Source organism: Mycoplasma sp. 613B, from assembly GCF_054343485.1.
Genome location: NZ_JBTGVH010000010.1, coordinates 20,072 through 35,394, shown reverse-complemented (window position 1 = coordinate 35,394; position 15,323 = coordinate 20,072). Strand labels below are relative to the sequence as shown.

13 protein-coding genes and 2 tRNA genes are annotated in these 15,323 nt (G+C 25.1%); 13 read left to right on the top strand and 2 right to left on the bottom strand.

Annotation, left to right across the window (positions count from 1 at the left end; genetic code table 4):
• Positions 1 to 105: 105 nt before the first annotated feature.
• Positions 106 to 182 (bottom strand) — tRNA-Arg (locus ACXX87_RS02355).
• Between the two features lie 23 nt (positions 183 to 205).
• Positions 206 to 703: a dUTP diphosphatase gene (locus ACXX87_RS02350; protein WP_436358951.1), complete on the bottom strand. Its 498-nt coding sequence runs from the start codon at positions 701 to 703 to the stop codon at positions 206 to 208.
• A 131-nt stretch (positions 704 to 834) separates the two neighbouring features.
• Between ACXX87_RS02350 and ACXX87_RS02345 the strand changes: the two genes are divergently transcribed.
• From ACXX87_RS02345 to ACXX87_RS02285, 13 genes are all read left to right on the top strand, one after another.
• Positions 835 to 910: transfer RNA gene (locus ACXX87_RS02345), tRNA-His, on the top strand.
• Positions 911 to 998: 88 nt separating this feature from the next.
• Positions 999 to 1,820 (top strand): class I SAM-dependent methyltransferase, encoded by an 822-nt coding sequence (locus ACXX87_RS02340; RefSeq protein WP_436358952.1) that lies wholly within the window; start codon positions 999 to 1,001, stop codon positions 1,818 to 1,820.
• Complete coding sequence (locus ACXX87_RS02335; RefSeq protein WP_458573205.1) at positions 1,795 to 2,328, top strand: hypothetical protein; 534 nt, start codon at positions 1,795 to 1,797, stop codon at positions 2,326 to 2,328. Before ACXX87_RS02340 ends, ACXX87_RS02335 begins: the two co-directional genes overlap by 26 nt.
• Positions 2,329 to 2,550: 222 nt before the next feature.
• The gene (gap, locus tag ACXX87_RS02330) at positions 2,551 to 3,549 is read left to right on the top strand and encodes a type I glyceraldehyde-3-phosphate dehydrogenase (protein ID WP_436358954.1); all 999 of its coding nucleotides are present in this window, start codon (positions 2,551 to 2,553) and stop codon (positions 3,547 to 3,549) included.
• Positions 3,550 to 3,714: 165 nt separating this feature from the next.
• Positions 3,715 to 4,686 (top strand): DNA (cytosine-5-)-methyltransferase, encoded by a 972-nt coding sequence (dcm, locus tag ACXX87_RS02325; RefSeq protein WP_458573204.1) that lies wholly within the window; start codon positions 3,715 to 3,717, stop codon positions 4,684 to 4,686.
• The gene (locus ACXX87_RS02320; protein WP_436358956.1) at positions 4,676 to 5,530 is read left to right on the top strand and encodes a DNA adenine methylase; all 855 of its coding nucleotides are present in this window, start codon (positions 4,676 to 4,678) and stop codon (positions 5,528 to 5,530) included. The genes dcm and ACXX87_RS02320 overlap by 11 nt, the downstream gene beginning before the upstream one ends.
• 3 nt (positions 5,531 to 5,533) lie before the next feature.
• Positions 5,534 to 6,412 (top strand): DpnII family type II restriction endonuclease, encoded by an 879-nt coding sequence (locus ACXX87_RS02315; RefSeq protein WP_458573203.1) that lies wholly within the window; start codon positions 5,534 to 5,536, stop codon positions 6,410 to 6,412.
• 110 nt (positions 6,413 to 6,522) lie between these two features.
• Entirely contained in the window at positions 6,523 to 6,828 is a 306-nt protein-coding gene (locus tag ACXX87_RS02310; protein WP_436358958.1) for an Asp23/Gls24 family envelope stress response protein, read from the top strand.
• Position 6,829: 1 nt separating this feature from the next.
• The gene (locus ACXX87_RS02305; protein ID WP_436358959.1) at positions 6,830 to 8,446 is read left to right on the top strand and encodes a DAK2 domain-containing protein; all 1,617 of its coding nucleotides are present in this window, start codon (positions 6,830 to 6,832) and stop codon (positions 8,444 to 8,446) included.
• Positions 8,446 to 9,441, top strand: a complete 996-nt coding sequence (gene plsX / locus ACXX87_RS02300) for a phosphate acyltransferase PlsX (RefSeq protein WP_436358960.1) — start codon at positions 8,446 to 8,448, stop codon at positions 9,439 to 9,441. The genes ACXX87_RS02305 and plsX overlap by 1 nt, the downstream gene beginning before the upstream one ends.
• A 1-nt stretch (position 9,442) precedes the next feature.
• Positions 9,443 to 10,105, top strand: a complete 663-nt coding sequence (gene rnc / locus ACXX87_RS02295; RefSeq protein WP_436358961.1) for a ribonuclease III — start codon at positions 9,443 to 9,445, stop codon at positions 10,103 to 10,105.
• 2 nt (positions 10,106 to 10,107) lie between these two features.
• Positions 10,108 to 13,050 (top strand): AAA family ATPase, encoded by a 2,943-nt coding sequence (locus tag ACXX87_RS02290; protein WP_458559233.1) that lies wholly within the window; start codon positions 10,108 to 10,110, stop codon positions 13,048 to 13,050.
• A gap of 135 nt (positions 13,051 to 13,185) precedes the next feature.
• Positions 13,186 to 15,225: an alpha-amylase family glycosyl hydrolase gene (locus ACXX87_RS02285; RefSeq protein WP_458573202.1), complete on the top strand. Its 2,040-nt coding sequence runs from the start codon at positions 13,186 to 13,188 to the stop codon at positions 15,223 to 15,225.
• The last annotated feature ends 98 nt before the right edge of the window (positions 15,226 to 15,323 follow it).

The window sequence follows — 15,323 nt, the reverse complement described above, 5'->3', positions numbered from 1 at the left end:
TGTCCCATACTTTAAATTTTACTTTAAAGTGGTGCACTTGATCTTACAATTAAGCAATAAGGATAGGAGTCCTTATTTTAATTTATAAAAAAAAGAATAAAAAAATGGCGATCCCGAGAGGATTCGAACCTCTGACAACAAGCTTAGAAGGCTTGTGCTCTATCCTGCTGAGCTACGGAACCACTAATATGTATTATACCATAATTTAATATTTTTCTTTAATTCTTTTTAAATTAATTTCTGCTTTTTTAAAGTAAGCATTAATTAGCATTTCTTCTTTAATATTTAAAATATCTAAAAAACCAAGAATTAAGCTAAAAAGAGTTGATAAATTTGTTGAGTTAAACTCTGTTTGAAAATCAACTGCAGCTTTAAAAACATTTTGCAATTGGATGTTAATATCAGCTGAAACTGCTGTTTTTTTAATTATAGGATTTAAATTTAAATTATTAGCACATGAACTTAAAAAATGAATTATGTCAGCTCATTCTTCTAATAATTTTTCATTATTAATATTTCTATTTTGTTTTCAATATTTGAATGATTGCAATTCATTTGCAAATTCAGCAATTTCGACAATTATTGCCAAAGTCACTTGCTTATGTCACTCCAAAACATCCATTGAAACATTTCTTTGTTTTATTGATTCTTCAAATTTAGAATCAAGTGTTTTTTGAAAAATAAATATTTTAGTAAAATCCATAATATTATTATATATTAATTTCTTTTTTATTTTTAAAACTAAAGAAACTTTTATTTTCTTTTAATGAAGATTAATAATTTATAAAATTGTTTGGCAAAAAACGATATTATTGTATAATATTAATAATTATGGCGGATGTGGCGAAGTGGCTAACGCATCGGGTTGTGGCTCCGACATACGCGGGTTCGATCCCCGTCATCCGCCCCATTTTTTAAGTTATCTTAAAATTTAAGAAATTTAAAAAATGGTTTTTTTTATTTTCTTAATCATATCTGAAATATAGTAAAATAAGAATATGCAAATAAAACTTGATCAATTTTATACAAAAAAGGCAATTGCTAAAAAATGTATCTCTAAAATTGATAATTTAGAGCAATATAGTATTATAATTGAACCTTCAGCTGGAGAAGGTAGTTTTAGTGATTTGTTAAATAATGTTATTGCTTATGATATTGAGCCTAAAAACAGCAATATCATTAAACAAGATTTTTTTTGTGTCAAAATCAATAAACCAAATACTGAAAAAATTTTAATTATAGGGAATCCGCCTTTTGGTTATAGATCATCTTTAGCTAAAAAATTTATCAAACATTCAATAGATTTAAATGCTTCAACAATTGCATTTATTTTACCTAATACCTTTAGTAAAATAACTAATCAATCAACTAGTTTATTTCCAAAAGAGTGGAAATTAGTTACAGAATGAGAATTACCGAAAAATTCTTTTTTTGTTTATAATCAAGAACAAAAAGAAGTATATCACGTTCCTTGTACGTTTTTTGTTTGAACAAAAATGACAGAAAATAAACAAAAAGATTTAAGAAAGAAAAAACCTACAATTATTCCAAAAGAATTTACTTTTTTACCAAGAGGAAGCCAAGAAGCTGATTTTACTATAAATGGAAATTCTGCAAAAATTAAATCATTACAAGAAGTGACAAATTCAAAATCTGAACATTATATAAAAGTAAAAGAAAATTATGATATTGAACTAATTAAAAACGAATTTAGAAAATTAGTTTTTAAACCTAAATCATCAATAAATGGTGGTAATTATTGAATAAATCAAGATGAAATAATAATCGCTTGAAATGAAAGGAAAAAAACACGTGAGTAAAGAAATTAAAGACATTTTCAAAGTTATTGAAAGTTATAAAATAAGAATAAATAATTTTAACAAATATGTAAATAAAGAAAGTATTGATGAGCAAAAATTAGAAGATATCACAAGTTCTATTAAATATTTTTTTATTATCTCTGTTTTGAGTCCACAAAGTAAATCCACCTTACAACAAACTTTTATAGAAAAAAAGTTTGAATTTGAAAAGATATCACCGAAGTTAGAAAAAGGTGATTCAAAAGATAAAGACAACCTTTATTATGAAATAAAATGTTCCACTCCTTCTGCAAATGGCAATATTTTAAATATTGTCCAAATCAGATTACACCATGAATTAGATTATTATTTATGTGTTTTTATAGATGATTTGTTTTATAAAAATAATTTTCTATTTTTATTAACCAAAGAAGAAATGGAAGAAGAAATTAAAATTTTAGGACATAGTGCACATGGAGTTATCAACAAAACAATAATAATAACAAACAAGAATATCGTATTAGCATAGATTTAAATGATTTAAATAATACAAACACTAGTAGGTGATTAGAAAAATACAGAGACTCAAAACTTGAAGAAAAATTATTCAATTCATAATAACTTTAAATCTTGGATTTTACTATTAAATAAAAATAAATAATCTTTTTTTAATTTGTAATATAATTTAAAGGAAATAAATAATTTTAAAAACAAAAGTAAAAATACATTTATTTTTAAAGAAAGGTATAAAATGAAAAAAATTGCTATAAATGGATTTGGTAGAATTGGTAGATTAGTTTTCAGAGCAATTCACAAATTACATAAAAATGATTTAGAAGTTGTTGCTATTAACGACTTAACAGATGCTAAAACATTAGCACACTTACTAAAATACGATTCAGCTCACGGAAGATTTGAAGGAACAGTAGAAGTTAAAAACGGAAACTTAGTAGTTGATGGAAAAGAAATTAAAATTTTAGCTGAAAGAAACCCAGAATTATTACCTTGAAAAGATTTAGGTATTGATGTTGTTGTTGAATCAACTGGATTCTTTACTTCAAAAGAAGGATCTGAAAAACACTTAACAGCAGGAGCTAAAAAAGTATTAATTTCTGCACCAGCTTCAGGAGATTTAAAAACTATAGTTTACAATGTTAACCACGACATTTTAACAAAAGATGACAAAGTTGTTTCAGCAGCTTCATGTACAACAAACGCTTTAGCACCAGTTGTTCACTTTTTAGATAAACACTTTGGAATTGAACGTGGATACATGTCAACAATTCACGCTTATACAGCAGATCAAAGATTACAAGATGCACCTCACTCAGACTTAAGAAGAGCAAGAGCTGCAGCTATTAACATCGTTCCTTCTTCAACAGGAGCAGCAAAAGCTATTGGATTAGTAGTTCCTTCATTAAAAGGAAAATTAGACGGTATTGCTTTAAGAGTTCCAACAATTACAGGATCATTTGTTGATTTAGTAGTTGAACTTAAAAAAGATGCAACAGCAGAAGAAATTAACTCAGTTATGAAATCACATTCAAGTGAATCATTTGGTTATACAGATGAACCAATCGTTTCTTCAGACATTATTGGAGCAACAGAAGGATCAATTTTCGATGCAACTTTAACAAAAGTATTAACAGTTGATGGAAAAAATCTTTACAAAATTTACACATGATACGATAATGAATCATCATATGTAAACCAATATGTAAGAGTATTAAAATTATTATCTTCATTATAATAATTATTCTTAATAGATGCATTGAAAAATGCATCTATTTTTTTATTTGTTTTTAATAAATAAACTTTAAAATAAAGTAAAATAATAATAGAAATTAGTGTTAAAAAAATCAATAGAATTAAAAATACAAAACAACAATAATAAAATTATAAAGGAGAAACATCTATGAAATTTTTGGATTTATGTTCTGGAATAGGTGGAGGCAGACTGGGATTAGAATTAAATGGATTACAATGCATAGGACATTCAGAAATAGAAGAAAATACAGCTGAAACATATAAATTACTATTTAATGATGATAAAAATTTTGGAGACTTAACTAAAATTAAAGCAAGAGATTTGCTAGATTTTGATTTTGTGATTGCAGGTTTTCCTTGTCAAACTTTTTCTATAGTAGGTAAAAGAGAAGGTTTAGAAGATGAAAGAGGTCAAATAATTTATCATATTATTAGAATTTTAAAAGAAAAACAAACAAAATATTTTATTTTGGAAAATGTTAAAGGTTTAATAAATCATGATAAAGGAAAAACTTTTGAAATTATAAAAAATGAGTTACAAAATGCTGGTTACAACATTTTTTACAAAGTTTTAAATACTAAAGATTTTGGTATACCACATTCTAGAGAAAGAATATATATTGTAGGTTTTAAAAACAATTTAAACATTTTAAATTTTGAATTTCCACAAGAAAAAGAGAAAATATATAATTTTAATAATTTTATTGATAAAAATAATACTAATATACTTGAAACAAATAATAAAACTTTTTTAAAATATTTAGGTAATCCTTATAATCAAAATTTATATTCAATTAATGATATATTAAAATGAGAAAATACTGTAATTGATACAAGACAATCAGATTTAAGAAAATACAATGAAATATTTCCTACTTTAAGAAAAGGGAGACACGGTTTATTATACATACAAAATAAGCAAATTAAAAAACTTAATGGTTATGAAGCTTTGCTTTTGCAAGTTTTTCCAAAAGAAATAGTTGAAAAAGCTAAAAAAATGAACTTAAATAATAATAAACTCCTTTCACAAGCAGGAAATGCAATGACAGTAACTGTAATTCAAAAAATTGCTTCTAAAATGCTTACAATAATAAGAGAAAGAGAAAAAGATGGAAAATAAAAATAATACAATGGATAAAACAAAAACTAAGACTATTCCTTTTGTTAAATGAGCAGGCGGAAAAAGGCAGATTATAGAAAAAATACAAGAAAAATTACCAAAAACAATAAATAGATATTTTGAACCTTTTGTTGGTGGTGGTGCTGTTCTTTTTTCTATTGAAGCAAAGAAATATTTTATTAATGACATCAATAGTTCTTTAATAAATGCTTATATTCAAATAAAAGAAAATCCAGATTTAGTTATATCTAATCTTGAAAAATTAGATAAAACCTTTATAACAAAAGGTGATTACTATTTAATTAGAGAAAAATATAATGAAAAAATTAAAAATAAAGAATTTGATGTAGAATTAGCAACATTTTTTATTTATTTAAATAAAAGATGTTTTAATGGTTTATATAGAGTTAATTCTAAAGGAGAATTCAATGTTCCCTTTAATGGAAAAGAAAATTTTTCTTCTTTTTCTAAAGAAAATATAGTCAATATTTCTAATTTTTTGAATAAAAAAACAGAAATTATGAATTTTGATTTTGCAACAGTTTTAGAAAAAGCAAAAAAAGGAGATTTTATTTTCATAGATAGTCCATATGATTCTTTAGAAAATAAATCTTTTGATTCTTATACAGAAGCAGGATTTGATAAAGAAGAACACATTAGATTATCTCAAGTTGTAAAAGTTTTGGACAAAAAAGGTTGCTATATAATGTTAACTAACCATAATACGGATTTAATAAATGAATTATATAAGGATTTTAATAAAGAAATAATCAAAGTAAAAAGGTTAATTAATAGAGATAAAAATAAAAGAACAGGAGAAGAAATAATAATAACAAATTATTAATTTATGAATAGAATAGAACAATTTAAAAAGAATTTACTCAAAACAAATAGAAATTATTCTTTCTTTGTTAATTGAGAAAATATAAAAGACTACAAAATTTATTTACCTTTTTTAGATAAATTAGATATTTTAATAAAAAACAAGAATTTTGATCAAACATTCAAAATGATTTTAAAACAAAATCCAGAAGTTATTAAAGTTTTCCCATTGCTTATTGCTTTAAGTAAAAAAGAAAGAGAACTTTTTACAAAGACAAAAATCAATTTAGAAATAATTGATGAAGATATTAAAACTGAATGTTTTAATTTCAATTTTGACAATAAATTATGAGACTATGAAATAGAAAAATTTCTATTATTTTTCCATAAAACAGGATTAAAAAAGTTATTTTTGGATTTTTTACAAAATAGTGTAATTGATTATGTTTTAGGTATTTTAGTAGGCTTAGATTCTAATGGAAGAAAAAATAGAAGTGGCAGTTGATTTGAAAAAAGGTGCTTTGATTCTTTGAAATTAATTTGTGATAAAAACAACATAATCCTATTTCAACAGCAAAATTTTAAGAATGTTCAGAATATAAATGATATGCATAAAATAGGAGATTTTCTTCTTCTGAAAAATGATAAAATTATTAATATTGAAGTGAATTTCTTTTTTAATAGCGGTTCAAAACCTATAGAAATAATAGATAGTTATATAAATAGAAATAAGGAATTAAAAAATAATAAAGTAGCTTTTATTTTAATAACTGACGGACCATTTTGAAGTAAAAATGCCGATTTTTTATTAGAAAAAATGGAAGGAAAAATAAATTATTTTAATTTTTCAGAAATAGAAAGTCAATATTTTGAAAAATTATTATTAGATTTTTTCAAAATTTAAAATTTATTTTACTCAAAAATAAACGTTTTTTTCTTTTTTTTACTGTTTAAAAAGAATAAAATGTTATATAATTTAAAATATTTATAGTTATCTATTTTAAAGAGGTGAAAATGGTTGAAGAATTAAGAAACCAACTTTTAGAAAAAATTTCTTTAATACCAGGAATTTATGGTTTTTGTAATATTAATACTGAAGCAAATGTTTTAGCTAAAGCTCTCAAAAGAGAAGAGTGAGAAAAATCAATTTTTATTATTAAAGGAAATAATGGCTTAAAAATTAATTTAGCCATAATTTTGTTATTTTCTGTTAGTGTTAAAACTGCAGTTGAAGAAATAAAATCAGTTATTGAATACCACTTACAAAAAAACGAACTAAAATTAGAAACTTTAAATATTCATATAAAGGGGATTAAGTAATATGAAAATTTTAAATGGTGAATTATATGCAAAAATGTTAATTTCAGGTGCTAACAATTTAGCTAATTCTAAAGAAAAAATAAATGCATTAAATGTTTTCCCTGTTCCAGATGGTGATACAGGTAGCAATATGGCTACTACAATTTCTGCAGGAGTTAAGAATATTTTAGAAACAAAAAGTACTAGAATTGATGAAATTTCACAAAAAATATCAAGAAATATGTTACTTGGAGCTAGAGGAAATTCTGGGGTTATTGTTTCTCAAATATTTAGAGGTTTTGCCGATTCATTTGCTAATAAGAAAGAAATTAATAGTTTTGAGTTAATTGAAGGATTTCGTAGTGCTACTTCTAAAGCATACTCTTCAGTTTTAAAACCGGTTGAAGGAACCATTTTAACAGTAATAAGAGAAGTTACTGAAAAATTAGAACAAACAATTACTCCTTCAACTAACATTAGTGAAATTTTTAAAATTGCAGTTGAACAATCTAAAATTAGTTGTAACAACACAAGAAACTTATTACCGGTTTTAAAAGAAGTTGGTGTTAATGATTCAGGTGGTGAAGGACTTCGTTTAATTTTAGAAGGGATGTACAAATTAACAATCAATGAACCAGTTGAATTAAGTGATGAACAAGTCAATATTTCTGATTTTGTTAGTGATACAGAAATTTATGAAGGTGAATTTGGATACTGTACTGAATTCATTATTGAATTAAAAAACCCTAAAACATTTTCTAAAGATAAAATCGTTAATGAAATTTCCAAAATGGCTACTTCATTAGTTGTAGTTCAAGATGAAGATTGAGTAAAAATTCACGGTCATGTTTTAAAACCAGGAATGCTTTTAAATGCTGCTCAAAAATATGGTGAATTTATTAAAATCAAATCCGAAAATATGACTATTCAAGCAAATGAATCTAAAAATATTGCAAATGATACTAAAAATACAGAAAAAAAATACAAATCCGGTTTAGTTTCATGTAATACAGGTCAGGGAATTATAAATGTAATGAAAGAAAACGGTGTTCACTTTATCATTGAAGGAGGACAAACAAATAATCCTTCAACAAATGACATCATTCAAGCTATTAATTCTATAAATGCTGAAACAGTTTTTATTTTACCAAACAATTCTAATATTATTTTAAGTGCTCAACAAGCTGTTCAAACCATTCAAGACAAAAAAGTTATTATAATTCCAACCAAAACACAAATACAAGGAATAAGTGCTTCTTTAAACTTTAATGAAGAATCAGATTGAGATGATAATAAAGAACTAATGGAAGATGCAATTAAAAGCGTAAGCACAGGAGAAGTAACGATTGCAAGTAGAGAAACCACTATGAATGGAATTAAAATTAAAGAAGGTGATTATTTAGCAATAGCAAATGGAAAAATTATTGCAACAGCTTCTAGTTACAACGATGCTGCTAAAAAAGTTATTGAATCTTTAATTAAAAGTAGCACTGAAATTGTTACCATTTACTACGGAACAGATTCTACAAAAAGCGATGCTAATGAAGTTTTAAATTACATTGAATCTAGATACGATGTAGAAGTAGAAATAAAAAATGGACAACAAAAAATTTATCATTACTTAATAGGAGTTGAATAATGAAAACAATTGCTTTTGATTTACTTGGAACAGATACACCTTTAAAAGAAAAAATAGTTGCTGTTAGTAAGTTTTTAGATGAAAATAGTGATTATAAAATCTTTTTAATAGGAGATGAAAAGGAAATTTTAAAACTTCTTAAAAATAAATATATAAAAAACAATCAAGTGGAAATCATTAACGAAATTAATGTTGCTAAAGCAAATGAGAATAATATGCGTGAAGTTTCTAAACAAACTACAAGTATGTCTGTTGCTTTAGATTTAGTGGCACAAAATCAAGCAAAAGCAGTTTTATCTGCTGGAGATTCTGGTACTTATTTAGGTATGGCAACTTTAAAAATCAAAAGACTTACAAATGTTGCAAGAGCAGCATTTATGCCAATGATTCCAACATTAATTGAAAATAAGTTCTTCTTACTTTTAGATTCAGGTGCTAATTTGATAGTAAAACCAGAATACTTTGTTCAATGAGGAATTATTTCAAGCATCTTTTATGAAAATTTATTTAAAGTTAAATCACCGAAAATTGGTTTGATTAATATAGGAACTGAAGACTATAAAGGTTATGATTATCACAAAGATGCTAACTTTTTATTAAAATCAAATCAAAGTCTTAATTATAAAGGTTTTATAGAAACAAGAGATCTTTTAAAAGGAGATATTGACATCGCTTTAGCTGATGGTTATGCAGGTAACATAACACTAAAAACGATGGAAGGTACGGTTTTAAATTTTTCTAAATTACTAAAAGAAAAATTAACCAAAAAACTTTTTAGAAAGATTTTTGCTTTATTTTTGAAAAGAGCATTTAAAGAAGTAAAAGAAAGATTTGATTATAGAAATGTTGGAGCAGCTTGAGTAATTGGTTTAAACGGAATAGTAATTAAATCACATGGTTCATCAGACGCAAAAGCATTTTTAGGAGCTCTTAATCAAATAAAAATAGCAATTGAAAGTGATGTTTTAGAAAAAACTAAAGAGGCTATTGCTTAAAGTGAAAAAAGTTGAAGAATTTTTAAAAAGCATTAATATAATACCAAATGATTTAAAACTTTTTATACAGGCTTTTACGCATAAATCATTTACAAATGAACATAAAAATGAAAAGAATTATGAACTTTTAGAATTTCTTGGTGATTCACTAATAAATTTTAAAAGTACATATTACATTTATCAAAAGTATAAGAATTTTAATGAAGGTGAAGCAACAATTAAAAGATCCCAAATTGTTGATACAAATTCGCTTTCATTGTTGTCTTTTGAATTAAAATTAAATGAATTATTAAGAATTTCTAAAGGAGCTATGGAAATTCTTAATAATAAAAAAACAAATGCTGATTTATTTGAAGCCTTAGTAGCGGCTATCTATTTAGATCAAGGAGATAAAGTTTTAGAAAATTTTCTTGAAAAAACTTTATACAAAACTATAAACAAATCGATTTTAGAAATAAAGAAAGATCCTAAATCTGAATTTCAAGAAATTTTACAATCGATAACAAAACATCCTGGAGAATACAGGGTTCAAAAAATAGGCGAAGAATTTTATGCTGAATTACATTATGATGGTAAAATTTTTGGAAAAGGAAAAGGAAAAAATAAGAAAAATGCAGAAATAGCAGCAGCTAAAGATGCATTGAGTACTTTTAAAAAGAGGTAATTATGAAATTAATAAAAGTTGAAGCACAAGGTTTTAAATCATTTGCTGATAAAGTGGTTTTAAATTTTGATGGTGGAGTTGTTGGAATTGTTGGTCCAAATGGTTCAGGTAAATCTAACATCAATGATGCTATTAGATGAGTGTTAGGAGAACAATCATCTAAAGCACTTAGGGGAGATAGTATGGAGGATGTAATTTTTGCTGGTTCTAAAACAGTAAAAGAATTAGACAAAGCAGAAGTTATTTTAACCTTTGATAATAGTGATAAAGCAGTTTCTGTTCCACACGATATTTTCACCATTTCTAGGGTTTTACATAGAGGAAAAGGCGGAAATGAGTATTATATCAATGGAGAATTAGCAAGATTTAAAGATATTAAAGAAATTGCTATGGAATCTGGGATTTCCAAATCATCACTAGCGATTATTTCTCAAGGAACAATTAGTGATATTGCTGAAGCTTCACCAGAACATAGAAGAGGAATTATTGAAGAAGCAGCAGGAACTTCAAAATATAAAGCTAGAAAAGTTGAAGCTTTAAGAAAATTAGAAACAACTGAAGAAGCTTTGGATAAAGTTAGAACAATTATTGCTGAACTTGAAAAAAGATTAATTCCATTAAAAAAACAAGCTGAAAAAGCAAAAATTTTTATTGAAAAATCAGCTGAATTAAAATCTGTAGAAGTTGGTCTTCTTGTTGAAGATCTTAAGTTTTTTACAGATAAAATGGGATTTTTAAAACAAGAATTAACTAATATAATCGAAAAAAGAGATGATTTAGAATCAAAATTATCTTTATATTCAACTACAATCAATGAAAATACTAATCAAAAATTAAAATTAGAAACAGAAGCAGATCAATTACAAAATGATTTAACTAAAGTTGAAAATGAAATCCATCAATTAGAACTAAGACAATCAAAAATAACACAAAGAAGACAAGATATTATTAATGGAGATATTAAAGCAACTCCAGAAGAACAAATCGCTAGTTTAAAAGAAGAAATTGCAGAAATCCACGCAAGAATCGGGCATTTCCGTAGTTCAGAACAAAAAACAGAAGAAACTATTTCTCAAAGTTCAAATGAATTAACAAATATCGAAAAAGAACTTTATAGAGTGGCTTCTGAAAAAAATTCTTCATACAATAAACACGAAAGTGCTAAAACTAAATTAAGAATTTTAGAAGAGCACAAAAACAATAAAACCAATTTATTTAAAGGTACAAAAACTATTGTTGAAAACAAAACTTTATTTGGTAAAGGATTCAAAGGAACAGTTTTTGACTTAATAAAAGCTGAAAAAGAATTTGCACCAGCAATTGAAGCAATTCTTAAAAGTGCATTGCAACACATTGTTGTTGATGTTCCTGAAACAGCAGTTAAAGCAGTTAACTTTTTAAAAGAAAATAATGGTGGTAAGGCTACTTTCATTCCTTTAGCATCTATACAACCTAAAGAAATGAAACAAGAACACAAAGTTGCTTTACAAACACAACCTGGATTTGTTGCAATTGCTTCAGAACTTGTTGACACAGATAAAGAATTTTTCAAACTAAGAGACTTTTTACTTGGTAATATAGTTGTAGCAAAAACCATTGAAGATGCCAATAAATTATCCAAACTTTTACAACTTAAATATATGGTTGTATCGCTAGATGGAGACATTATTAGAGTTGGTGGAGTTATTTCAGGTGGAGCAAAAGAAGAAACAGATAATAGTTTAATGCAACTTGATGATAACATTAATGAATTAAAGAAAATAATTCCTTTATTATTAAAGAAAAAAGAAGAGTTCGAACAAAAAGAAGTAGAATTAAAAAATAAAAAAGAAGAATTAATTTCTACAATTAATGAATGAAAAAATGAACTTGCTAACACAAAACAAAAAAGAGTAGATTTAACAGATAAATACGATTTTTTAAGAGCAAAATATGAATCAGTAAGTTCTGAAGCACTTGAAATTTCAAAAACAGATGAAATTAGTAATAATCTTGTTGAATTAACAAACCAAAAAAACGAAATGGCAGCAAATCTTAGAATTAAAAAAACAAGAATTGCTTCTCTTGCAAATGAACTTTTACCTTATATTAATCAAAAAAATGAAGTTGAAAAAGAACTTTATGAATTAAGTAAAGTAAATGCTCAGCATGAAAATGATAAAAATAAAGTTGAAATGGTTTTAACTGAAAGTCAAAGAAGATTAACAGAACATTATCAATTAACTTTAGAAACTGCACAAAATAATTTCAAACTTGAAATGGAAATTGAAAATGCCAGAACTCTTGTTAATGCTTTAAAAGAAGAAATAAAACAATTAGGAAATGTTAATTTGGATTCTATAGAAGAGTGTGAAGAAGTTGAAGAAAGATTCACAAACTTAAAAGATAATGAAGAAGAATTAAATGATGCTAAAAACACAATTCTTGAAGCTATTAGTGAAATGGATAAAATCATTGTTAATAAAATTCAAGAAACTGTTAACATTGTTAATAATGAGTTTAGATTTGTATTTCAAACAATGTTTGGTGGTGGAGATGCACAAATCCAATATACAGATCCACAAAATATTTTAGAAACAGGAATTGATATCATAGCTCAACCACCAGGTAAATCAGTTAAAAATTTAAAACTGTTTTCAGGTGGAGAAAAAGCAATTATTGCAATTTCCTTATTATTTGCAATAATTAAAGCTAAACCTATTCCATTATGTATTTTGGACGAAGTAGAAGCAGCACTTGACGAAGCTAATGTTATTCGTTATGCAGAATTTTTACAGTCATTAAAAGAAAAAACACAATTTATAGTTATTACTCACCGTCACGGAACAATGACTAAAGTAGACCACTTATTTGGAGCAACTATGCAAAAACGTGGTGTTACATCATTCTTTAGTGTTGAACTTGCAAAAGCAAAAGAAATGATTCAAGATGGTGAAGAACAATAAAAATTAAAATACCATTAATTTGGTATTTTATTTTGCTGATATTATATTTAATATAACAAATATAATACATTATATTTTAAAAAATTTTAAAAATGTTATAAAATATAATTATATTAAAATCAAAAAAGAGGAAAAATGATGGAATATAAAGGAAATTATGAAATTGTAAATAAAAATGTACAAAGAATTGATGAAAGAGTTTCTAAAAAAATAAGTTCGCAAGGAATTTTTAAAAAAGATAACTTCTTCTTTTTTAGAATTTGAATACCAGATGTGGCTGAAGTTTATGTTGAAATATTTAATAAAAATGAAAGAATGCAAAAGATTACTACAATCGGTTGCAAAAGAAATAATGATTTATGAACAGGAAAAATTTCTGAAATTTATGAAGGATATTATTATTTATTTAAAATAAAAAGAACTAAAGATCAACCTTTTGAATATATTTTTGATCCATATGCTAAAGTTTTTGCACCTTTTGATTGAGAAGGAACAACTCAAAAAATCCCTTTAGCTGTAATTGTTGATTGAGAAAAAACATTAGTTGAAGAAATAGAAACTATCCCTTTAAAAACTAATTTAAATAATGGTGTTGATCCTTTAATTTATGAATTACATATTAGAGATTTTACTTCACTTTTAGATCAAAATAACTTTAAGAATCGTTTAGGAACATTTAATGCTGCTTTGGAAAATAATATTTTTGAATACTTAAAAGATTTAGGAATAACTCATTTACAACTTCTACCTATTCAATCTATTTATACATTAAGTGATAAAAACTTAAACATTTTAAATAAAAATGAAGGAACAGGATGAACAACCAATTATAACTGAGGTTATGATCCTTTAAATTACTTTTCAATTGCTGGATGATACTCATCCGATCCTAAGGATCCTTATGCAAGATTAAGAGAATTTAAACACTTTGTAAATGAAGCACATAAAAATGGTATAGCAATAATAATGGACGTTGTTTTTAACCATATGATGATTAATGATTTATTAGAAACAATAACTCCAAATTATTATTTTAGAAATAATTCTGAAGTTTTTCCTGTTGATTTACCAGCTCTAAATAGTGAAGCAAAAATGGTAAGAAAAATGATGATTGATTCTTTAGTATATTTTGCTAAATACTTTGGAGTAGATGGCTTTAGATTCGATTTATCAACTTTTATTGATAAAACAACTCTTTGCAAAATGCAAGATGAACTTAAAAAGATCAATAAAAATATTGTTTTACACGGAGAAGCATGACCTTTTAGTGATTTAAAATTTAAAAACTCTTTTACTAAAGGAGTAAATACCAATAGTATTAAGTTTGCTTATTTTAATGACACTATTAGAAACGCAATTAAAGGTGCTGATAGTATAGAAGATAATGAAAAAGGACTTATAACCAGTAATTACAGTAAGTTTAGTGATTTTCTTGTTTCAATTACGGGAAATATACAGAAATTTGATTATCCAAATTCAGAGTTTATCGAAAAAGATGCTTATTCAGTTTTTGCTAATGAGCCAAATATTACATTACAATATGCCGCTTGCCATGATGGTTTTACCCTTTGAGATAAAATAATAACCACTTCTAACTTGTCATTTAGCGAAAATATTAATTTATATAATCAAGCTTTAATGATGCAATTAACTTCACAAGGTAGACAATTGATTTTAGCAGGAACAGAATTATTACAAACAAAACCTCTAGATAAATCAGGACAACACGATAATAGATATTTAAAAATTTTAAATAATGATAATAATTTATCAAATGATAAAAATGATTTTGTTGTTGATAATTCATACAAAACAACAGACTACGTTAATGGTTTAAAATGAAATCATCTTCAAAATAGAAAAATTAAAGAAAAAGTTTATGATTTTCTTAAAAAACTTTTAAAATTTAGAAATAAAACAAAATATTTTAGACTACATACCGCAAAGGAAATAAATAGAAAATTAAAATATAAAGAAATAAGAGAAAATTTTGTTGTTTTTTCAGTAAAAGAAAAAACAAACAAAGCAATAGTTATTCATAATTTTAATGACCACCCAGAACATTTTGATTATAATAAATATAAATTAGTTTTATCTTCAAGACACATATCTTTAAAAGATAAAAAAGAAAATATAGTACCAGCAAAAACATCTATAATTTTAGAAAACAAATAAAAATATTTATAATTCTATATATGGTGAAAAAATAAGAGAAAAATATTAGTCAAATGCCCAATTATAGGGCATTTTTATTTATTCTCAAATAAGATATA